We start from the raw sequence: 20724 nt of genomic DNA, 5'->3' as shown, positions 1-20724 counted from the left end.
GGCGAAAGCAGTTGTGACATCCGATCTCCCCCCTTGAGGGGGAGATGTCCGGCAGGACAGAGGGGGGTGCTGTCCCGTATCTGGGTCATCGTCCGGGTCGGCGTGATCGCCTCGGGGTCGAGCCTGATCTCGACGATCGACGGCTTGCCGCTGGCGCGGGCGCGTTCGAAGGCCGGCGCGAAGTCGGCCGTCTTCTCGACGGTTTCGCCATGGCCGCCATAGGCGCGGGCGAGCGCCGCGAAGTCGGGATTCTTCAGGTCGGTGGCGACGACGCGACCGGGATATTCGCGCTCCTGGTGCATGCGGATGGTGCCGTAGATGCCATTGTTGACGACGACGACGATGATCGGCAGATCGTACTGCACGGCGGTGGCGAATTCCTGGCCGTTCATCAGGAAGCAGCCGTCGCCGGCGAAGGCGATCACGTCGCGCTCGGGAAACAATTCCTTGGCGGCGACCGCTGCCGGCGTGCCGTAGCCCATCGAGCCGGAGGTCGGTGCTGCCTGCGTGGCAAAGCGGCGGGAACGGTGGAAGCGGTGCACCCAGGTGGCGTAGTTGCCGGCGCCGTTGGTGAGGATCGCGTCGTCGGGCAGCATTTTTTCGAGATAGTTCATGATTGGCCCCATCTGGACGGCGCCGGGGCCGCTTTCGGGCGGTGTCGACCAGTCGAGATAGGCGGCGTGCAGCTTCGGTGTTTCATCCGCCCAGACCGGCGAGGCGGCCGGCTTGCGCCCGGCAAAGGCTTCGACGAAGGCGGACGGCGAGGCGTTGATCGCCAGCGTCGGCCGGTAGACACGGCCGAGCTCGCTGGCGTCGGCATGGACATGGACCAGCGACTGGTCGGGGTAGGGGCTCTTCAGTAGCGTGTAGTCGGAGGACGGCATCTCGCCCATGCGGCCGCCGATCAGCAGCACGAGGTCGGCCTGCTTGATGGCGGTCGCCAGCTTCGGGTTGATGCCGATGCCGACATCGCCGGCATAGCTGGGGTGGAGATGATCGAACAGCATCTGGCGGCGGAAGGAACAGCCGACCGGCAGCGACCAGGCTTCGGCGATCGTCCGCATCCGCGCGACGGCCTCCGCATCCCAGCGCGTGCCGCCGAGGATGACGAAGGGGCGCTTTGCCTTGTTGAGGAGCTTTTCCAGAGCATCGAGCTCGGCCTCGCCCGGCCGCGTTTCGACCGGCGTGTGGGGCAGGGCGGCCGGCGCCTCGGCAAGGCTGGTCAGCATGTCTTCCGGCAGCGAGATGACGACCGGGCCGGGACGGCCGGATGTCGCCACCGCGAAGGCGCGGGTGACGAATTCGGGGATGCGCGCGGCGTCGTCGATCTCGACCACCCATTTGGCGATGTCGCCGAAGAACCTGACGTAGTCGACCTCTTGAAAAGCCTCGCGCTGCTTGGCGTGGCTGGCGACTTGGCCGATGAACTGGATGACGGGCACCGAATCCTGCATGGCGATGTGGATGCCGGCCGAAGCGTTGGTGGCGCCGGGGCCGCGGGTGACGAAGCAGATGCCTGGCTTGCCGGTCAGGCGGCCATGGCAGTCGGCCATCATCGCGGCGCCGCCTTCCTGGCGGCAGACGATGGTGCGGATCGGCGAGTCGTGCAGCGCGTCGAGCACCGCAAGGTAGGATTCGCCGGGCACGCAATAGATACGGTCCGTTCCGTTGGCTTCGAGCGCATCGACAATTAGTTGTCCGCCGGTCTTCATTTTCCTGACCTCTCCAGTTCGGCAAGGATTTCTTCGGTGTGTTCGCCGAGGCGCGGCGAGGGCCGCTCGTAGACCAGCGGCGTGCCCGACATGACCATCGGCGCGCGCACCGAGGGCAACAGATTGCCATGGCCGTCGTCGAGGTCGAGCCGCATGCCGCGCGCGATGGTCTGCGGATCGGCGAACATCTCGCCGATCGTGTTGATTGGGCTGGCAGGCACGCCTGCCGCCTCCAGCCTGGCCAGCAGCGGATCGCGATCGAAGGTTTTCAGCGCCTCGATTATATGCTCGCGCAGCGTCGCCCGGTTGGCGACCCGGGCGGGATTGGTGGCGAAATCGGGGTCGGATGGCAGCTTGTCCAATCCGACAGCCGCGCAGAATTTGGCGAACTGGCCGTCATTGCCGATGGCCAGGATGATGTGGCCGTCCTTGACCGGCACCACTTCGTAGGGCGCGATGTTCATATGCGCATTGCCCATCTGCACCGGCGATTTTCCCGAGACCAGATAGTTGAGGTTCTGGTTGCCGAGCGCCGAGATCTGGCTGTCGTAGAGCGCCATGTCGATATGCTGGCCTTCGCCGGTCTTCTCGGCATGACGAAGTGCGGCCTGGATGGCGATCACCGAATAGAGGCCGGTGAAAATGTCCGAAATGGCGACACCGGCCTTTTGAGGCTCGCGGCCGGCCTCGCCGGTGATCGACATCATGCCGGCCATGCCCTGGATGATGAAGTCATAGCCGGCGCGTGGCGCATACGGCCCGTCCTGGCCGAAGCCGGTGATCGAGCAATAGATCAACCGCGGGTTGATTTTGCGCAAGCTGTCATGGTCGAGGCCGTATTTCTTCAGCCCGCCGAGCTTGAAGTTTTCGATCAGCACGTCCGATGTCGCAGCCAGCCGGCGCACTGTCTCGGCGCCTTCGGGCGTCGAGAAATCGATGGCGATGGAGCGCTTGCCGCGATTGCAGGAATGGTAGTAGGCGGCCGAGAGGTTTTCGCCGTCATGGCTCATGACGAAGGGCGGACCCCATTTGCGGGTATCGTCGCCGCCATCAGGGCTCTCGACCTTGATCACGTCGGCGCCGAGATCGGCAAGCAATTGCCCCGCCCACGGCCCGGCCAGGATGCGGGCGAGTTCGATTACGCGGATGCCTTTCAGCGGAGGCTCGGTCATGGATCACCGTGATTGATCGAAAGCGCAGGCTCTGGTTTTCTTTTTATGCATGTCGTTATCCCAAAACCGCTGCGCACTTTTGGGCAACATGCACTATCAATCCCGCGTGCCGAAGTCACGGTTCTTGCAATGGGCCAACCGGACCGTGCCAATCTCGGTCAGGCTTGTTTTAGCACGCTGTCGGCCCATGCGGCGAAATCGTCCATGATGATATTTCGATTCACCTCGTTCAGGCTTTCGTGGCGGGTCTCGGCGTAAACCTTTGAAACGAGATTCGAAAAGCCCATCCTGTGCAGGCGCCCAGCGAGATGGCTGACCGCCTTGCCGCCGTCGGTGGCGGGATCCTTTTCGCCGCCGACCAGGCAGATCGGCAGGGTCTTGCGGATGCCGGAAAATTTGGTGTCGTCGGCGCCGTCGAAGACAAAGCCGAACAGGTCGCGCCACATCGACACCGACGCATCCCAGCCGCACAGCGGATCGGCGATGTATTTGTCGACTTCGGCCGCGTCGCGCGACAGCCAGTCGAATGGAGTGCGGTGATCTGGGACGGCCTTGCCCCAGGCCTGGAAGGTCAGTCTCGGCAGCATGCGCGACGGCATGTCGGAGCCGAGCCGGAATTTTTCCCAGGCCAGGATGATTTGTGCGGCACGGCCGGCGAGCCCGGCGGATAAATTGGCGTTCCAGATGGCTGCGGCGTGCAGCCGGTTCGAATGATGAAGCATGAAATTCAGCGCGACGAGGCCGCCCATGGAATGGCCGAAGATGATGACCGGCAGGCCGGGATGGTCGCCGGCGATCAGGTCATGCACGGCGGCGACATCGGCGATGACCTTGGCGCCGCCATCCACTTTGGCGAATGTGCCGAGCGGAGCGTCCGGCGCCTTGGTTGCGCCATGGCCGCGATGGTCATGGGCATAGACATGGAAGCCGCACTCGCCCAGAAAGGTAGCGAAGCGGACATAGCGCGCCGCATGTTCGGCCAGTCCGTGATTGATCTGGACGACCGCACGCGGGCGGCCCTCGGCGCGTTTCACGTAAAGGTTGAGCGCCGCGCCGGTCGGCGATCGCAGCACGCGCTGCTGGCTGAATGACATTGTCGCTTCGTCTCCAACGCGTCTTTAGCGCCTGCGAACGTTTGTGTGCGCCGACGCCGGTTTTGCGTCAATCCGTTCGCGGTGTTTTGCAGCGCTGTTCTTGTGTCGCAACGCGGGTATCGCAATTCTGACATGGAGAATTTGCTACCGAGAGAGGGCGGCAGTCTGTTGCCCAGCATTATTCAACCGGAGAGTACCCATGCGTACGCTGACAGGTCTTGTTTTTGGATCGGCGCTTGTCGCCCCGTCGCTGACGGGTGCTGCGCGGGCCGAGGTCAAGATGAGCGGCTCCTTCGTCGCCGACGCCACCTGTCCAGCCACCCAGGCCATCAGGAGCGGCAGGAACCCCGGCAATATCGCGATCGATGCGGGACAGAGCTACGAGCTGCTGGCTGGCAACAAGGATGCTCCCACCCACTATCTGATCCGCGTGCCCGGGGCCGATCCGGAGCGCCGCTGGGTGAAGGTCGATTGCGGCCATGTTTCGGGCGGCAGCGCGTCCACGGAACCGGCAGCACCTGTGCCGGCCGACCAGGAGAAGCCTGCTGAGCCGGCTTCGCGAAAGCCGGAATATGTCCTCGCGCTGAGCTGGCAGCCGGCGTTTTGCGAGACCAGGCCCGGCAAGACCGAATGCAGGGCGCAGACCGCGGCCGGTTTTGAGGCGACGCATTTCACCTTGCATGGGCTGTGGCCGCAGCCGAACGGAAATTTCTATTGCCAGGTGGCAGCGGCCGACAAGGCGAACGACAATCCGGCGCACTGGCAGGACCTGCCGCCGGTCGAGCTTGAGCCGAACACGCGGTCGGAGCTCGATCGGGTGATGCCAGGCACCGCATCCGCTCTCGACAGGCATGAGTGGATCAAGCATGGCACCTGTTACGGCAAGAGCCAGCAGGCGTATTTTTCCGATGCGCTGAACTTGACGCGCGCGGTGAATGCGTCATCGGTGCGTGATCTTTTCACGCAGAAAATTGGCCGGGATCTGACCTCTGGCCAGATCCGCACCGCCTTCGACAGTGCCTTTGGTCCCGGCGCCGGCGAGCGGGTTCGCGTCTCCTGCGTGAACGATCCTTCGAGCGGCAGGCGGCTGATCGGCGAACTGACGCTCGGCCTGACCGGCCCGATCGGTCCGAACTCTTCGCTCAGTGAGCTGTTGCTGGCCTCAGTGCCGACGAACAATGCCGGCTGTCCGAAAGGCATCGTCGATCCGATCGAGTTCCAGTGACACGCCGAGCCCGTCTTAGCCCGAAGGCCGGTTCGAAATGCCAAAACAGTTTGCCGTTCGACGCGGCATCGCCTACATAGCGCGCAACTTCCATTCAATCCGACATTCCAGTCGACTTTTCAGGGAAAGCGCGCGTGGCACGCCAGTTCATCTATCACATGGCCGGCCTCAACAAGGCCTACGGCACCAAGAAGGTGCTCGAGAATATCCACCTCTCCTTCTACCCGGACGCCAAGATCGGCATCCTCGGGCCGAACGGCGCCGGCAAGTCGACCATCCTCAAGATCATGGCCGGCATCGACAAGGAGTGGAGCGGCGAGGCGTGGCTGGCCGAAGGCGCCACCGTCGGTTACCTGGCGCAGGAGCCGGCGCTCGATGCAAGCAAGACCGTGTTCGAGAACGTCATGGAAGGCGTCGCCGCCAAGACCGCGATCATCGAACGCTACAACGAATTGATGATGAACTATTCCGACGAGACGGCCGACGAGTCGGCCAAGCTCCAGGACGAGATGGACCGGCTCAACCTGTGGGATCTCGAACAGCAGGTCGAGATGGCGATGGAAGCGCTGGGCTGCCCGCCCAAGGAAGCCGACGTCACCAAGCTGTCGGGCGGCGAGCGCCGCCGCGTGGCACTGTGCCAACTGCTGCTGCGTCAGCCCGACCTTCTGCTGCTCGACGAGCCGACCAACCATCTCGACGCCGAGACGACGGCGTGGCTGGAAAAGCATCTGCGCGCCTACCCGGGCGCGGTGATGATCATCACCCACGATCGCTACTTCCTCGACAATGTCACCGGCTGGATCCTCGAGCTCGATCGCGGCCGCGGCATTCCCTATGAGGGCAACTACACCAAATATCTCGAAGCCAAGGCCAAGCGGCTCAAGCAGGAGGGCCGCGAGGACGATGCGCGCCAGCGGGCGATCGGCCGCGAGCGCGAGTGGATCCAGTCCAGCCCCAAGGCACGGCAGACCAAGTCGAAAGCGCGCATCCAGGCGTTCCAGGATCTGCTGGATGCGGCCGACAAGCGGCGTCCGAGCGACACCCAGATCGTCATTCCGCATGGCGAGCGGCTCGGCAATGTGGTGATCGAGGTCGAGGACCTGTCAAAGGGCTTTGGCGACACGCTGCTGATCGACGACCTCGAATTCAAGCTGCCGCCCGGCGGCATCGTCGGCGTCATCGGCCCGAACGGCGCCGGCAAGACGACGCTGTTCCGCATGATCACCGGCCAGGAAAAGCCGGATGCCGGCACGATCCGCGTCGGCGAGACCGTCAAGCTCGGTTACGTCGACCAGAGCCGCGATGCGCTCGACCCGACCAAGACCGTGTGGGAAGAAATCTCGGGTGGTGCCGAAGTGGTCAAGCTCGGCAAGTTCGAGGCCAACACCCGCGCCTATTGCGCCTCGTTCAATTTCCGCGGCGGCGATCAGCAGCAGAAGGTCGGCAATCTGTCCGGCGGCCAGCGCAACCGCGTCCATCTGGCCAAGATGCTGAAGACCGGCGGCAATGTGCTGCTGCTCGACGAACCCACCAACGATCTCGATACCGAAACGCTGGCGGCGCTCGAAGACGCGCTGGAAAACTTCGCCGGCTGCGCCGTCATCATCTCGCACGACCGCATGTTCCTCGACCGGCTGGCGACGCACATCCTTGCCTTCGAAGGCGACAGCCATGTCGAGTGGTTCGAGGGCAATTTCGAGGATTACGAGCAGGACAAGATCCGCCGTCTCGGCCCCGACGCCATCAACCCGCACCGCATGACGTATAAGCGGCTGACGCGGTAGGTTCGATCCGTTGCAGGCGATCGTCGTTTGACCTAAATTGATCGAATGGAGTTGCCATGATCACGGTCAAATTGCCGCAAGAAGCCGAGAAGCTGCTGGCCGATATGGCCAGGGCCAGCGGCCGTACGGTCGATCAGGTTGCGGTTGAAGCGATCCTCGAGACAATCGAGGATTGGCAGGACGCGAGGATTGCCGAGGAACGCTTGAGGGATGACGACGGGGCGCGCATTCCGTTGGAGGAGGTGATCCGGAAGCTTGAGCTTCGCGAAGCAGCGGAACGGCACAAGAAACCTGCCGCTGAATGAATTGGCGCGTTGAGTTCACGCGGCAAGCCGAAAGGGATATCGAACGGCTTTCAACGAAAGACCAGCGGCGCATTCTCGAATTCCTGCATCAAAGAGTTTCGGAGCACCCCAATCCAAGGGCACTTGCCAAGCGCCTGACCGCGACCAGGCAAGAGGCCTGGCGTTTTCGCGTCGGCGACTACAGAATCATTGCCCAATTCGAGGATAGCCGGCTTGTCGTGCTGGTTGTGGAGGTCGGCAACCGGCGCGAGGTCTATCGATGAATACAGTCGCAAAAGCAAAACCCGACTGGTCCGCCGCCCAATATCTCAAATTCGAGGACGAGCGCACGCGGCCGGCGCGCGATCTCGTCGCGCAGGTGCCGGTGGCGGCGCCGCGCCGGGTGGTCGATATCGGCTGCGGGCCGGGCAATTCGACGCAATTGCTGGTCGAACGCTGGCCGAGCGCGCAGGTCAGCGGTTTGGATACCTCGCCTGACATGATCGAGAAGGCCAGGGCGCGTCTGCCGGAAGTGGCCTTCGAACTGGGGGATGCGGCGGCGTGGCAGCCCGAAGAGCCGGTCGACGTGATTTTCGCCAATGCGGTGTTCCAGTGGCTGCCAGAGCATCCGGCGATCTTCCAGCGGCTGATGGGATTTTTGGCGCCGGGCGGCGCGCTTGCCGTGCAGATGCCCGACAATATGGGCGAGCCGTCGCACCGGCTGATGCGCGAGACGGCGGCCGAAATGCCGTTTGCCGAAAAGCTCGAGGGTGCTGCGCGCGGACCGCTGCCGCCGGTATCGTTCTATTACGATCTTTTGTCGCCGCTCTCGGACCGGCTCGACATCTGGCACACCGCCTACAATCATCCGCTGGCCGATGCCGGGGCGATCGTCGAGTGGCTGAAGTCGACGGGGCTGAAGCCGTTCCTCGATCCGCTCGACGCGGACGAGCGACGGTTTTTTCTCACGCGCTACACCGCTGGGATAACCGAAGTCTATCCGAAGACGGCGAACGGCAAGGTGCTGCTGCGTTTCCCGCGCCTGTTCATCGTCGCGCGGCGCGCTGCCTAGAAACGATTGGCCGCAACCGAGAAGCACTGCCTGGTTGCGCTTGATTCGGTTTCGCCACAACGCGCACTTCAGCCACGCAAGGTTGTGGTCTTTTGCCTCAGGCCCTTGATTTAAGCCGGCTTAAACTAGCTTGATGCGAATAATGTTGCGCCGAACTCTCGCGGCGCCCACATCAAGCCGTAGCGCCTGCGCATGGGGACGAACTGAAAATGCATCGCGTCATCATCAGCGGCATCGGCGTTGAAATCCCCGAACCTTCGATCACCAATGAGGAATTGGTCGACAGCTTCAATGCTTGGGTCGAGATGGAGAATGTCCGCCGCCAGGCTTCTGGCGAGACGCTGCTGCAGAAATCGGACAGCGCCTTCATCGTCCATGCTTCGGGCGTGCAGACGCGCCATGTGATCGAGCGGGAAGGCATTCTCGACCCGACCCGCATGGCGCCGTGCATTCCGGCGCGGCCGGACGACGCGCTGTCGCTGGAAGCCGAGTTCGGCATCGCATCGGCCAGGAAAGCGCTCGACCATGCCGGCCTGGAGCCACCTGATGTCGACCTGGTGATCTGCTCGGCCTCGCATCACCAGCGGCCCTATCCGGCGATCGCCATCGAGATGCAGCAGGCGATGGGCACCAAGGGCGCCGGTTTCGACATGGGCCTTGGCTGCTCGTCGGCGGCGGCGGCGTTGCATATCGCGGTCAATCTGGTGCGGGCGGGCGCACACAGGCGCGTGCTGGTGACGACGCCCGAGATCATCACCGGCCATCTCAACTTCCGCGACCGGCAGACGCATTTCATCTTCGGCGATGCTTCGGTCTCGATGGTCGTCGAGGGGCTTGCCCAGGGCGACAAGCGGCCGGGACGCTTCGAGGTGCTCGACACCCGGACCTGGACGCAGATGTCCAACAACATCCGCACCAATCTCGGCTACTACACGCGCACCGCCCAGGACGATCCGTATATGATCAATCTGGAAGGCAACCTGATCAAGCAGGTCGGCAACAAGGTATTCAAGGAAGTCACCGTCGCCGGGCACAAGTTCATCGTCGAGTTCCTGGCCGAGCATGGGCTGACGCCGCAAGCGATCCGGCGCTTCTGGCTGCATCAGGCCAATGCCCGTATGAACGCCATGATCCTGAAGCTGTCGTTCGGCCACGAGGTCGGCCATGACCGCGCGCCGATGGTGCTGGAGCGCCTCGGCAACACAGCCGGCGCCGGTGCGGTCGTAGCCTTGTCGGAAAACCACGCCGACATGAACGCCGGCGACTATGGCCTGCTCTGCGCCTTCGGCGCCGGCTACTCGATCGGCGGGGCGCTGTTGCGCATGCTCTGATTGGCGCGAACTGCACCGGCATTGGAAGGCGCCGGTGTAATCGCATCAGCCTGCTTGATTGGAGCATCAGCGCTTTCGACTGGACCTGATGAGCTCGCTGCGGCTAATTGCTTGGCATCACGCAAGGAGCGAAGCCTGTGCTGGACCTCTTCCCCGAGACCGACAACCCGGTCGAAATCATCCCGGCGCGGAAGCTTGCCGCGCGGGTGGCCGGGCTTTACGTCGCGCCATCAGATCATTTCGAGACACGAGCGGTGGATGAATTGCAGCTTGGCTTCGACGGCATCGACGGCGATTTCCACGCAGGCGCGACGCGGCGCTCCGGCGGGCGCGAGCCCTGGTATCCACGCGGCACCGAGATGCGCAACGAGCGGCAGCTGTCGATCGTGGCCGCGGACGAGCTGGCGATCGTGGCAGGGCGGATGGCCATCGCCGAGATCAAGCCGGAGTGGATCGGCGCCAATCTGTTGATCGAAGGTCTGCCGCATCTCTCGATGCTGCCGTCCGGCACGCTGCTGTTCTTTAGAGGAGGCGTCACCGTCAAGGTCGACGCGCAGAACGGACCTTGCCGCATCGCCGGGCGATCGGTCGCCGAAAATGCCGGAATGGCCGACCACGAAGCCGGCGCGCTGTTGTTCCCGAAGGCGGCAAAGCGGTTGCGCGGCCTTGTCGCCTGGGTGGAAAAACCAGGCCGCATCACGGCCGGTGAGGCGATTTCGGTGCGTGTGCCCGAGCAGTGGATTTACCGGGCATAGTTGTTTGTCGAGGCGCATTGCCAGCGGGGGGAGGTGGTCGCCCACGGGTCTTGCCTTTGGCAAGCCCGAGGACAGACGCCGTAGAGCTCATACGGGTGCCATCGCTCCTCTATTCCTCATCCTCATCCTCGAGCAGACGGGTGGCGCGCCAGCGGGTCAGCACTGTGTTGGTTTGCTCGATGACGAAGAAGCGCGCGGAATCGCGGTCATAGCCTTCGGCCAGCAGCTTTTCGTAGTCGGTATGCATGTGACGGATGTGGGCTATTGTCGCCAGCCATACGGCAATGCTCGGCGGCAAGCTCTTCATATGCACCGCGCCGGCGTCGGCACGGATCTTCTCCATGTCGGCATAGGGCGCCAGCGGCAAAAGCGCTGTCAGCGCCTTGGCGATGGCGCGGCGGCGGCCGGTCGGCGCGCTCATTGCCCGTCCCGTCTTGGCACGACCTGTCCGGGCTCGTCCCGTCCGGCAATGGTCGCATCGGCAAAGGCGTCGGTCGAAGCGAAATAAGGCTTGATGTCGATCACCGGCGTGCCGTCGAGCAGGTCGATGGCATCGACATCGACACGGCCCGTTTCGATATCGAGGGCGACGAGTTTTGCGATATGCAACCCGATCGGGTTCGGCCGGGCCGGCGAGCGCAGCGAAAAAACGCCCTTCGGTTCAGCCGCATGGCGGGGTTTCTGAACAATCAGGGTCCGCGGTGCGTGGTGCAGCCAGGACAGGATGATGACGTGGCTGGCGCGTTCAAGCCCGAGCAGACCCTGGCGATAGGGCAGGTCGATCGTGAGAACCGCCGGCTTGCCCGTTTCCCGCGCGGTTTTCATGTTCTTGGGGCAAGTTTCCCGCGTGGTCCAGGGCGAGGCGATGCGACCGATGAAGACGACATGGCCGTCCGGCGGCATATCGGCGGGATCAGTTTCCAGAAGCTTTTCGCCGCTGCGCGTTTCGAACATGGTTTTCCACCCCGATCCTGCATCCGGCTGTTGGCGATTCGCACCGCATGCGTCATTTTCTTGTCCGGGAGCGACATAGCGCTTGCAAGCCAATCAAAATCGACATAAACATATGTTTATATCTTTTTCAAAGAGAATGCTCGCATGCATGTCGCGCTCGACACCATGGTAGATACATTGAAGGCGGCGGCCGAATCCAGCCGGTTGCGCATCCTGGCGTTGCTGTCGCGCGGCGACCTCACCGTTTCCGATCTCACCGAAATCCTCGGCCAGTCGCAGCCGCGCGTCTCGCGCCACCTGAAGCTTTTACTGGAGGCGGGGCTGATCGGCCGCTATCAGGAGGGCTCATGGGCCTTCTTCCGGCTGTCGGATTCGGATGCGGCGCGGGGTTTCGTGCTCAGGCTGGTCTCCGGTATCCGGGGTGCCGATCCGCAGGTCGAGCGTGACCTCGAGCGGTTGGCGGCGGTCAAGCGCAAGCGGCAGGATCGCGCCGCCGAATATTTCTCTGCAAATGCCGCAAGCTGGGATCACATCCGCTCGCTGCATGTGCCGGACCGCGCCGTGGAGGCAGCGCTGCTCAAGCTCGTCGGCAAGCGGCCGTTCCAGTCGATGCTCGATCTTGGCACTGGGACCGGGCGGCTGCTCGAGATCTTTTCGCCGCTCTACCGGCGCGGCATCGGCATCGACATGTCGCGCGAGATGCTGACGGTGGCGCGCGCCAATCTCGACAAGGCCGGCATTTCGAATGCGCAGGTGCGTCAGGGCGACATTTTTGCGCCGCCGGTCGAGCGCGACGCCTTCGATCTCGTCACCATCCACCAGGTGCTGCACTATCTCGACGATCCCGCCCGCGCGATCCGCGAGGCAGCAAGGCTGCTGCGTCCGGCAGGCCGGCTGGTGATCGTGGATTTCGCTCCGCATTCGCTGGAATTCCTGCGCGACGCCCACGCGCATGTGCGGCTCGGCTTTGCCGACCGGCAGATCACCGAGTGGTTTTCCGAGGCCGGGCTCGACCTCGAGGAGAGCCAGGAATTCGAGCCGCGCGCCGGCAATGAACCCAGGCTCACCGTAAAACTGTGGCTCGGCCGTGACCAGCGCATGCTGATCGCCGATCCTTCCAACCATGCACAACCGGCCAATGCCTTTCCGATAGGGGAAACCGCCTGATGAACCAGTTCCGCTTTTCCCGCCGCCCTGACATTGGCGACAAGATCAGGGTTTCGTTCGAGTTTTTCCCGCCGAAGAGCGACGAGATGGAAGCAAGGCTGTGGGACACCGTTACCCGGCTGCAGCCGCTCAAGCCGAAATTCGTCTCCGTCACCTATGGCGCCGGCGGCTCGACCCGCGAGCGCACGGCGCGCACGGTCAAGCGGATCCTCAACGAAACGACGCTGACGCCGGCGGCGCACATGACGTGCGTCGATGCGGCGCGTCACGAGGTCGATGAAGTCATCCAGGAATTTGCCGACATGGGTGTCACCCGCTTCGTCGCCCTGCGCGGCGATCCGGCCGAGGGCGTCGGCGCCGCCTATCGTCCGCATCCGGACGGCTATGCCAACGGCGCCGAACTGGTGGGGGCGCTGAAAGGTGTCGGCGATTTCGACATCTCGGTCTCCGCCTATCCGGAAAAGCATCCGGAGAGCCCGGATTTCGCCACCGATATCGATATGCTGAAGCGCAAGGTCGACAATGGCGCGACGCGGGCGATCACCCAGTTCTTCTTCGACAACGACCTCTACGAGCGCTATGTCGAGCGGGCGCGGCGGGCGGGCATCTACATACCGATCGTGCCGGGCATATTGCCAGTCCACAATTTTACCCAGGTCGCCAATTTCTCGGCGCGTTGCGGTGCGCTGGTGCCGGCATGGATGGCCGAGCGCTTCGACGGGCTGCAGACGGACCCGCAGACGCATGCGCTGGTGGCGTCCGCGGTGGCGGCCGAGCAGGTGCTGGACCTTGTCGAGCGCGGCGTCGGCGATTTTCATTTCTACACCATGAACCGCGCCGATCTGGTCTTCGCCGTCTGCCACATGATCGGCATCCGCTCGCACGAGGCTGAAGCCGCGGGGTCCGCCGCGGCGTAAGTCTCCGTCAAATCCGGGATGCAAAAAGGCCGGGTAAAAAACCCGGCCTTTTCAATGACTTGGACTATTTTGTGCTGCTTCCGTTGCTTGGCGGGTCTACGGAAGAAAGCCCATAATCAGCGCCCCGATGAATGCAAATGCAGCACAAATCATCAATGCGTTGATTGGCCTGGTAAGCCCCATGTCATAGCCTCCTCTTAAAGAGCTATGGCCAGAGTCTAGGGGCATTTCTGCCACAGGCAAGCGGAAACTATGCTGCAATGCGACGACAATGTGGAATTTGCGACAGGCCATTTGCCGTTAGGCATTGAAACTCTTCGGCAAAATCCCGCTTCGGCCCTGTGTACAAAATGTGACGGAGCTGGGGCAAAGATTGTGATGACAGCGCTACCGTCGTCGAAAGTCGGGATCGATTTCGGGTCGATGCGAAGATTCGACGAATTGGAGCGTCGTTCGATTGGATATGAAGCTCTCAAGCGTGTCGCGCCTGGGCGTGCTTTTGGTGACATGCATCAGCGTCGGCCGAACAGGCGGCCGTCGATGGTGACGAGGCCAAACGCGATCAGCGCCATGCCGCCGAGCTCGAACAATTCGAGCCGTTCGCCCAGGAACAGAAAGCCGAGCAGGATCGCGCTGGCGGGCACGATGAGCGTGACCAGCGAGGCGTTGGTGGCGCCAGCCGAGGCGACGAGGTTGAAATAGAGGATGTAGGCGAAGGCGGTGGACAGCAGGGCCAGCGCCAACACCGCCGCCCAGACCGGCGGCGAGGCCGAAAACAGGTTGGCAGTGCCGTGGCCAAGCAGCACGATCGGGATCATGATGATGGTCGATGCGGTCAATTGTCCAGTGGCGATGACCGGTGACGGCACACCCTTGAAGCGGCGGGCGATCATCAGGGCCACCGCATAGGACAGCGAGGCGCCGACCAGCGCGAATTTTGCCCAGACCGGACCGCCCAGTCCGGCAAGCAGGCCCGGACCGATCATCACCGCCGTGCCGACGATGCCGAGCGTGATCCCGGCAAGCTTGTTCCAGGAGAGCTTTTCGTCTGATGTCAGCGCGTTGGCGAGGATCAACGTCCAGAACGGCGTCGTCGAATTGAGCACCGAGGCGACGCCGGCGCCAAGCTCGGTCTGGCCGGCGAAGATCAGCGAGAACGGAATGACGTTGTTGACGAGCGCCAGCAGAAAGAACAGGCCGGCATGCGGCAAGGCGATGCGGAAGGACGGACCGCGCAGGCCGAGATAGAGATGCAGCGCAAGCGCCGCGATGGCGACGCGAAACAGCACCAGCACCAGCGGCGGAATCTCGGCAACCGCAATGCGGGCAAAGAAGAACGAGCCACCCCAGATCGCACCGAGCAGCAGAAGCTGCGCCCAGTCTTTCAAGACCATGGGGCCGCGCATTGCCGTCGTCGAAATCGCCATGGATCATCCTCCCGGATGGTTCTGAATGCCAAGTCAATCAGGCTTCTGTTCAGGCCATATCCTGTTCGACGGCAAGGGCCACCCGAAACCAGAACAGTGGACTAGCATTCCATCACCTGCCGTAGCGCCGCAGCGTCAGGGGTGCGAGACACAGAATTGTTTTCATTCCCGCATAGGTTGGATTAATTGTGCGCAGTCTAAGCCAAGGGATTCGTCCATGCAGCAATTCGAAAATGCGCGCGAAGCGGCGCTGGCGCTTCGCCCGGACGATCCGATCTATTGCTTCCGCCCGCAGGTGCTGAAGGCGGACGCCAGGCAGTTCATGGGCATGTTTCCCGGCAAGACCGCCTATGCGGTCAAGACCAACGGCGAGCAGATCGTGCTGAAGGCGCTGGTCGAGGCCGGCGTCGGCGCTTTCGACGTGGCCTCGCCCGGTGAGTTCGCCGCCGTGCGCGCAGTCTCGCCGGACGCCGAGATGCTCTACATGCATCCGGTCAAGGCACAGTCGGACATCAAGCTGGCGCTGGAGAAATATGGCATCCGGGTCATCTCGCTCGACCACGAGGACGAGATCACCAAGCTGACCCGCGTGGTGCGGGCGCTCGATATCGATCCGGGTGCGATCACCGTGTTCGTGCGCATCCAGACGAAAGGATCGGCCGCCTACGAACTGTCGAAGAAGTTTGGCGCCGGACCGGCCAATGCGGTCGATCTGGCCGAACGGCTGAACCGGACCGGCTACAAGGTCGGCCTGTGCTTTCATGTCGGCAGTCAGATCGAGGATCCCGACACCTATGAGCGCGCGCTGGCCTCGGCCGACTGGGTGCGCAACCGCGTCAGCTTCGACATTGCCGGCCTCGACGTCGGCGGTGGTTTTCCCGCCGAATACGGCCATGATCCCAACCGCAAGCAGATCGAGATGCCGTCGCTCGGCCAGATCATGTCGCGGCTGTCGGGCGACCTCAAGGAATACCAGTTCGACCAGATGCCGCTGGTGGCGGAGCCGGGCCGGGTGATCGTGGCGCGCTGCCTGTCGCTGATCGTGCGTGTGCTGCTGCGCAAGGGCAAGCGGCTCTACATCAATGACGGCATCTGGGCGTCGCTGTCGGATTCATGGACCGGCAAGATCACGCTGCCGGCGCGCTTCATTCCAGACCCGGCGATCCGCTCGCGCAACGGCGAGGAGAAGACCATCGTGCCGTTCAAGGTCTGCGGCGCAACCTGCGATTCCGTCGACATCCTGTCGCGGCCGTTCTGGCTGCCGGAAACGGTCGATACCGGCGATTGGATCGAGATCGGCCATATCGGCGCCTATTCGCTGTCGCTGAGGACACGGTTTAACGGCTTCTATCCCGACACGTTCGTCGAGGTGACGACGCCGTTCGATGAAGGTGACGCGCCGCAGGGGTTTGCCAGCCTGGAGACGATGGCGGATTAGTGAATAGTGAATAGTGAATAGTGAATAGTCAGTAGTCAGTAGTCAGTAGTCAGTAATCAGTAATAAGTAATCAGTAATGAATATCTAATTCCATTCACCATTCACCATTCACTACTCACTACTCACTACTCACTACTCACTACTCACTACTCACTACCCACTAAGCGACGCCGCCGCCGGCCTGGATGTTCTCGCCGGTCAGCCAGCGGGCCTCGTCGGAGGCCAGGAAAACCGCGACGTCGGCAACATCGCGCGGCGCTCCGATCCTGCCGAAGGGCGACATGCCGGCAGCCACGGCCCGGTCCCGCTGCGGAAGCAGGTCAGTGTCGGTAAAGCCCGGCGAAAGCGCATTCACGGTGACGGAGCGCGGTCCGAGTTCGCGCGAGAGGACGCGAACGAACTGCTCGACGGATCCTTTGCTGCCGAGATAAAGGGCGGTCTGGGTGAAGAACATCTTGGTTCCACCGGTGGAAACCGCGATGATGCGGCCACCGTCGCGCACGCGCCGCGCCGCTTCCTGAAGCGTGAAGAAGGTGCCTTTGGCATTGGCGCCGAAGACGTGGTCGAAGTCGGCTTCGGTGGCCTCGACGAACGGCTTTATGACGGCGACGCCGACATTGGCGACGACGATGTCAATCGCGCCCATCTGCTTCTCGGTTTCATCGAACAGCCGGCGAATGTCGGAAACAATGGAGATATCGGCCCGAATGGCGACGGCCTTGCCGCCATTCTCGCGGATGGCGGCAACGGCTTCCTGGGCGGCTTTCTCGTTGCCGACATAATTGACGACCACGGCCGCGCCGTTTGCCGCGAGCCCCTCGGCGATGGCGCGGCCGATGCCGCGCGAACTGCCGGTCACGAGCGCGGTTTTGCCATCAAGCGAATGATACATAGCTGCTGTCCTTTTCTCGTCTGGCTACGCCCGCTCCAAATCGAGCGTCGGTTCCATGTCGAAGTTAGGGGCATGCTATTGCTCAGATAATAGTCTATTATCGAACAGCTTTGTTAAGTCTGAGCTACATAATGCGAGGGACCGAGTTTTCCGAGCTGAAGGCGTTCGCGACGATCGTCGAGGAAGGCAGCTTTGTCCGCGCCGCGGCCAGGCTCAGGATTTCGCCGCCGGCGCTTAGCCAGACGATACGCGGGCTGGAGGAGCGTGTCGGTGTCCGGCTGCTCAACCGCACGACACGCAGCGTGTCGCCGACCACTGCAGGCGAAACGCTGTTTGCCCGCCTCGCTCCGGCATTCAGTGAACTCGAAGGGGCTGTTGCCGACGCGCATGCATCGCGCGATCGACCGGCAGGCTCGTTGCGCATCAACGTTCCACGCATCGCCGCCATGCGTTTCATCGTGCCCATCCTCGGCGATTTCCGCCGTGCCTATCCCGATATTGCCCTCACCATCATCGTCGACGACACACTGACTGACATTGTCGAGGGACGATTCGATGCCGGAATCAGGCTTGGTGAGCGGCTGCATAAGGACATGGTGGCGGTGAAACTCAGCGACGAACTGGAGATGGCTGCGGTGGCGGCGCCCAGCTATCTCGAGGATCACCCCATGCCCCGTCATCCCGCCGATCTGCACCATCACCAATGCATCAATTTCCAGTGGCCCGGTGGCGGCAACATCTATCGATGGGAGTTCGCGCGAGGCCAGCGCGCTTTCGAAATAGCCGTAAACGGCGGTCTGACGGTCAACGACACGGAACTGATGATCAGGGCGGCCCTGGATGGGATCGGCGTGGCTTACATGCTGGATTACCAGGTTCGGCCGTGGATCGAAACCGGCAAGCTCATCCGTTTTCTCGAAGCCTGGTCGCCGAGATTTCCGGGCTTTTACCTATATCATACAAGCTCCCGGCAGGTTCCGCCGGCCTTGCGAGTGTTTATCGACTTTCTGCTTGCCAGGCGATGACGGATTAGTGAATAGTGAATAAGTCAGTAGTCAGTAGTGAGTACCTAGTTCCACTCACCACCATTCACCATTCACCATTCACTATTCACTACTCACTATTCACTACTCACTACTCACTACTATTCACTAATCTGCTACAGTTTCGCCAAAAGCTCCGGTGTCGGCCAGCCGTCGACCGGCAGGCCTAGCCGCATCTGCTCCTTGCGGATCGCTTCGCGGGTGTTGGTGCCCAGGATGCCGTCGACCGTTCCCACGTTATAGCCTCTGGCCTCGAGCTTTATCTGCAATGCCCTCATCTGGTCGCCGTTGAGGCCGGGTTCGGGATTGCGCGGATCGAATTGCGGCGCACCCGCCAGCCGCGCGGCGAGATTTGCCGCGGTCAGCGCATAGGTGAAGGACTGGTTCCATTCGAGGTAGACGTCGAAATTGTCGTAGACCAGGAAGGCCGGCCCTTTGCGGCCCATAGGCAGTGCGAGGCCTGCCTTCAGGCCGTTGTCGACAAGCGGCGTGGCGTTCGGGTTGGTGACACCCCACTGAGCCCATTGCGTCAGCGGCAGCTTGTTGGTGCGGCCGGTCTGGTCCCATGGCAAGTCGTCGGGCACGCGGACTTCCTCGATCCAGGGCTGGTCGCGTTTCCAGCCGCGCGACATGATCTTGTTGGCCGTGGTCATGATCACATCAGGCGCGCTGCCGCGCAGGTCGATCACTTCGTCGCCGTCGCCGTCGACGCCTCGGCCGAGATAGTCGGAAGGCAGCATCTGCGTCTGGCCGATTTCGCCCGCCCAGGCGCCGGTGACGTCGGCCGGGACCACGCCGCGATCGATCAGCGTCAACAATGGCACGATCTGGGGCCGGAAGAGCTGCGGGCGACGACAGTCGTGAGAGAGCGTGACCAACGCGTTCAGCGTTTGGAAATCGCCCTGCACGGCGCCGAAATCGGTTTCCAGCGCCCAGAAGGCGGCAATGACCGGGGCCTGAACGCCGAATTCGCGATCGGCGCGGGCAAACACGTCGGCATATTCCTTTAAGATGACCGCGCCCTGCTTCAGCCGATAGGCCGATATCATGCGGTTCGAAAACTCGATGAATGTCTGGGTAAAGACGCCTTGAGCGCGATCTCGCGCCAGCACCTTTCCATCGAGAGCGGCGGTTTCCAGCGCCTCAAGTCCGGCAGTGCCGACGCCGGCGTTCTTCGCCTCGGCCACAACGCCCTGCTTCCAGGCCTGGAAATCGCCGCCGCATTGCTGTGCCACCGCCGGCGCCGCCGTGGCGGCCAGAAACAGCGCCGCGAGAATTTCCAAGCGCAATCGCATCGCCATCCTCCGAGAAGATTACCGGCGGTTGCTGGCGTCCTTCATTGGCTGTGTCGAAAAGCAGGCTGCAGGCCCGCTGTCAACGGGTGTTCTGCCGCAGCCATTTGTTCCAGGTGGCTTCCGAGCCGTTGAACACGTTGATATCGGCCTTCCCTGAGATGCCCGGCACAATACCGGTTCCGGTGTACTGCCAGAAGGTGAACGGGTGGCTGCCGTATCTTTTGCGCGGATGGCCGGCCACCGAACGCAGCCAGTAGGGATAGCCGCGGAAGGCCGACAGGCCGTTGTCGTCGAAGAAATCGATCGAGGTGTAGATGATCGGCTTCTTGCCATAGTGCTTTTCGACGATTTCGAGGAAAGTGCTCATCTCGCTGCGCACCGTGGCCGCATTGGGACGCAGCTTGCAGGTCGGCGATTGCGGGTTCCATTCCATGTCGAGAACCGGCGGCATTGCCGAGCGGTCTCTGGGCACGTTCTGGATGAACCAGCGCGCCTGCGTCGCGGCCGGCGTGCAAAAATAGTAGAAATGATAGGCGGCGCGCGGAATTCCGGCGGCTTTCGTGCGGCTCCAATGCTCGTTGAAATACGCGTCGAAGCGATCGCCACCTTCCGTCGCCTTGACGAAAACGAAGGAAATGCCGCTGGCCCTGGCCGCCGGCCAATCGACCGAGGTCTGGTATTTGGAGACGTCGGTGCCATGAACGGCATAGCTCCACGGCGCGCCGCTGTCCCACTCATGCGGGTCGGAGTCGTCAAAACGGGGTGCGCGCACCGCAACGCTCGGCGCGCCCGGCAGCGAGGGCGCAAGATCGTCGACGGTCGAGCAGGCGCCCAGCAGCGTCAGCATAATGAAAGCCGCGAAACGGCGCATCGCTACTCCTGAACCGGTTTCAGCCGGCCGCTGATGGGTTGTTGCTGCAGGTGGTCCCTCGACCGTGCCCCCAAGCGATCGCCCCACAGGACCGCTCTCCTATCCCAAAGCGCGCCGCTTCGGCGCGCCTTGATCTTTTTTATGGCATGTCGTTATCCCAAAACCGCTGCGCACTTTTGGGCGACATGCATCAGTGATCGCCGATCATGGTTGATATTCCGTTGACAGCGCTCGACCAGAACCGCGATTTTGCCGAAGCAATGGCGGCAAATCAATGGCATGGATGAGCGT

Annotated in this window: 20 protein-coding genes; 11 read left to right on the top strand and 9 right to left on the bottom strand. The window is 62.6% G+C overall.

Annotated elements, in window-relative coordinates; all coding sequences use genetic code 11:
• The 3 genes from AC0L2A_RS21835 to AC0L2A_RS21825 form a co-directional block, all read right to left on the bottom strand.
• A partial coding sequence (locus AC0L2A_RS21835; protein ID WP_473610590.1) for a thiamine pyrophosphate-binding protein occupies positions 1 to 1712 on the bottom strand: 1712 nt, incomplete at its 3' end.
• Positions 1709 to 2884, bottom strand: a complete 1176-nt coding sequence (locus tag AC0L2A_RS21830; protein WP_473610588.1) for a CaiB/BaiF CoA transferase family protein — start codon at positions 2882 to 2884, stop codon at positions 1709 to 1711. The genes AC0L2A_RS21835 and AC0L2A_RS21830, both read right to left, overlap by 4 nt.
• Before the next feature lie 158 nt (positions 2885 to 3042).
• Positions 3043 to 3978 carry an alpha/beta fold hydrolase gene (locus AC0L2A_RS21825; protein WP_473610587.1) on the bottom strand — a complete coding sequence of 312 codons (936 nt, stop codon included), beginning with the start codon at positions 3976 to 3978 and terminating at the stop codon, positions 3043 to 3045.
• A 199-nt stretch (positions 3979 to 4177) separates the two neighbouring features.
• Between AC0L2A_RS21825 and AC0L2A_RS21820 the strand changes: the two genes are divergently transcribed.
• The 7 genes from AC0L2A_RS21820 to AC0L2A_RS21790 all read left to right on the top strand — a co-directional run bounded on the left by AC0L2A_RS21820 (position 4178) and on the right by AC0L2A_RS21790 (position 10429).
• Complete coding sequence (locus tag AC0L2A_RS21820; protein WP_473610585.1) at positions 4178 to 5203, top strand: ribonuclease T2 family protein; 1026 nt, start codon at positions 4178 to 4180, stop codon at positions 5201 to 5203.
• A 134-nt stretch (positions 5204 to 5337) separates the two neighbouring features.
• Positions 5338 to 6987 carry an energy-dependent translational throttle protein EttA gene (ettA, locus tag AC0L2A_RS21815; protein ID WP_091594088.1) on the top strand — a complete coding sequence of 550 codons (1650 nt, stop codon included), beginning with the start codon at positions 5338 to 5340 and terminating at the stop codon, positions 6985 to 6987.
• A gap of 56 nt (positions 6988 to 7043) precedes the next feature.
• Positions 7044 to 7292, top strand: a complete 249-nt coding sequence (locus AC0L2A_RS21810; RefSeq protein ID WP_473610584.1) for a DUF6290 family protein — start codon at positions 7044 to 7046, stop codon at positions 7290 to 7292.
• The gene (locus AC0L2A_RS21805) at positions 7289 to 7555 is read left to right on the top strand and encodes a type II toxin-antitoxin system RelE family toxin (RefSeq protein WP_473610583.1); all 267 of its coding nucleotides are present in this window, start codon (positions 7289 to 7291) and stop codon (positions 7553 to 7555) included. The genes AC0L2A_RS21810 and AC0L2A_RS21805 overlap by 4 nt, the downstream gene beginning before the upstream one ends.
• Complete coding sequence (gene tam / locus AC0L2A_RS21800) at positions 7552 to 8343, top strand: trans-aconitate 2-methyltransferase (protein WP_473610581.1); 792 nt, start codon at positions 7552 to 7554, stop codon at positions 8341 to 8343. Before AC0L2A_RS21805 ends, tam begins: the two co-directional genes overlap by 4 nt.
• 209 nt (positions 8344 to 8552) lie before the next feature.
• Entirely contained in the window at positions 8553 to 9674 is a 1122-nt protein-coding gene (locus AC0L2A_RS21795) for a beta-ketoacyl-ACP synthase III (protein WP_473610580.1), read from the top strand.
• A gap of 137 nt (positions 9675 to 9811) precedes the next feature.
• The gene (locus AC0L2A_RS21790) at positions 9812 to 10429 is read left to right on the top strand and encodes an MOSC domain-containing protein (protein WP_473610579.1); all 618 of its coding nucleotides are present in this window, start codon (positions 9812 to 9814) and stop codon (positions 10427 to 10429) included.
• A 109-nt stretch (positions 10430 to 10538) separates the two neighbouring features.
• Here AC0L2A_RS21790 and AC0L2A_RS21785 read toward each other — a convergent pair whose 3' ends face one another.
• On the bottom strand, positions 10539 to 10850 hold the full coding sequence (locus tag AC0L2A_RS21785) for a DUF2293 domain-containing protein (protein WP_473610578.1): 312 nt from the start codon (positions 10848 to 10850) through the stop codon (positions 10539 to 10541).
• On the bottom strand, positions 10847 to 11383 hold the full coding sequence (tsaA, locus tag AC0L2A_RS21780; RefSeq protein ID WP_473610577.1) for a tRNA (N6-threonylcarbamoyladenosine(37)-N6)-methyltransferase TrmO: 537 nt from the start codon (positions 11381 to 11383) through the stop codon (positions 10847 to 10849). Before tsaA ends, AC0L2A_RS21785 begins: the two co-directional genes overlap by 4 nt.
• Before the next feature lie 144 nt (positions 11384 to 11527).
• Between tsaA and AC0L2A_RS21775 the strand changes: the two genes are divergently transcribed.
• Together AC0L2A_RS21775 and metF are read left to right on the top strand one after the other, a co-directional pair.
• Positions 11528 to 12550 carry an ArsR/SmtB family transcription factor gene (locus AC0L2A_RS21775; RefSeq protein ID WP_473493937.1) on the top strand — a complete coding sequence of 341 codons (1023 nt, stop codon included), beginning with the start codon at positions 11528 to 11530 and terminating at the stop codon, positions 12548 to 12550.
• Positions 12550 to 13467: a methylenetetrahydrofolate reductase [NAD(P)H] gene (gene metF / locus AC0L2A_RS21770; protein WP_023798712.1), complete on the top strand. Its 918-nt coding sequence runs from the start codon at positions 12550 to 12552 to the stop codon at positions 13465 to 13467. Before AC0L2A_RS21775 ends, metF begins: the two co-directional genes overlap by 1 nt.
• Before the next feature lie 512 nt (positions 13468 to 13979).
• On the opposite strand, the gene AC0L2A_RS21765 is transcribed toward metF, so the two are convergent.
• Positions 13980 to 14894, bottom strand: coding sequence for a DMT family transporter (locus tag AC0L2A_RS21765; protein WP_473610575.1), 915 nt, complete (start codon positions 14892 to 14894; stop codon positions 13980 to 13982).
• A gap of 217 nt (positions 14895 to 15111) precedes the next feature.
• Between AC0L2A_RS21765 and AC0L2A_RS21760 the strand changes: the two genes are divergently transcribed.
• Entirely contained in the window at positions 15112 to 16332 is a 1221-nt protein-coding gene (locus tag AC0L2A_RS21760; RefSeq protein WP_077383117.1) for an alanine racemase, read from the top strand.
• A 160-nt stretch (positions 16333 to 16492) separates the two neighbouring features.
• On the opposite strand, the gene AC0L2A_RS21755 is transcribed toward AC0L2A_RS21760, so the two are convergent.
• Positions 16493 to 17224, bottom strand: a complete 732-nt coding sequence (locus AC0L2A_RS21755; RefSeq protein WP_473610574.1) for an SDR family oxidoreductase — start codon at positions 17222 to 17224, stop codon at positions 16493 to 16495.
• A 131-nt stretch (positions 17225 to 17355) separates the two neighbouring features.
• Here AC0L2A_RS21755 and AC0L2A_RS21750 point away from each other — a divergent pair, with 131 nt between their 5' ends.
• Complete coding sequence (locus AC0L2A_RS21750) at positions 17356 to 18249, top strand: LysR family transcriptional regulator (RefSeq protein ID WP_473509158.1); 894 nt, start codon at positions 17356 to 17358, stop codon at positions 18247 to 18249.
• Positions 18250 to 18383: 134 nt separating this feature from the next.
• Here the strand turns inward: AC0L2A_RS21750 and AC0L2A_RS21745 are convergent, their stop codons facing one another.
• Together AC0L2A_RS21745 and AC0L2A_RS21740 are read right to left on the bottom strand one after the other, a co-directional pair.
• Positions 18384 to 19562, bottom strand: a complete 1179-nt coding sequence (locus AC0L2A_RS21745) for a lytic murein transglycosylase (RefSeq protein ID WP_473610572.1) — start codon at positions 19560 to 19562, stop codon at positions 18384 to 18386.
• Positions 19563 to 19641: 79 nt separating this feature from the next.
• Positions 19642 to 20433, bottom strand: a complete 792-nt coding sequence (locus AC0L2A_RS21740) for a glycoside hydrolase family 25 protein (RefSeq protein ID WP_287138262.1) — start codon at positions 20431 to 20433, stop codon at positions 19642 to 19644.
• Positions 20434 to 20724: the final 291 nt, after the last annotated feature.

The organism is Mesorhizobium sp. WSM4844 (genome assembly GCF_055811775.1).
This window is presented reverse-complemented; position numbering and strand designations above follow the sequence as displayed.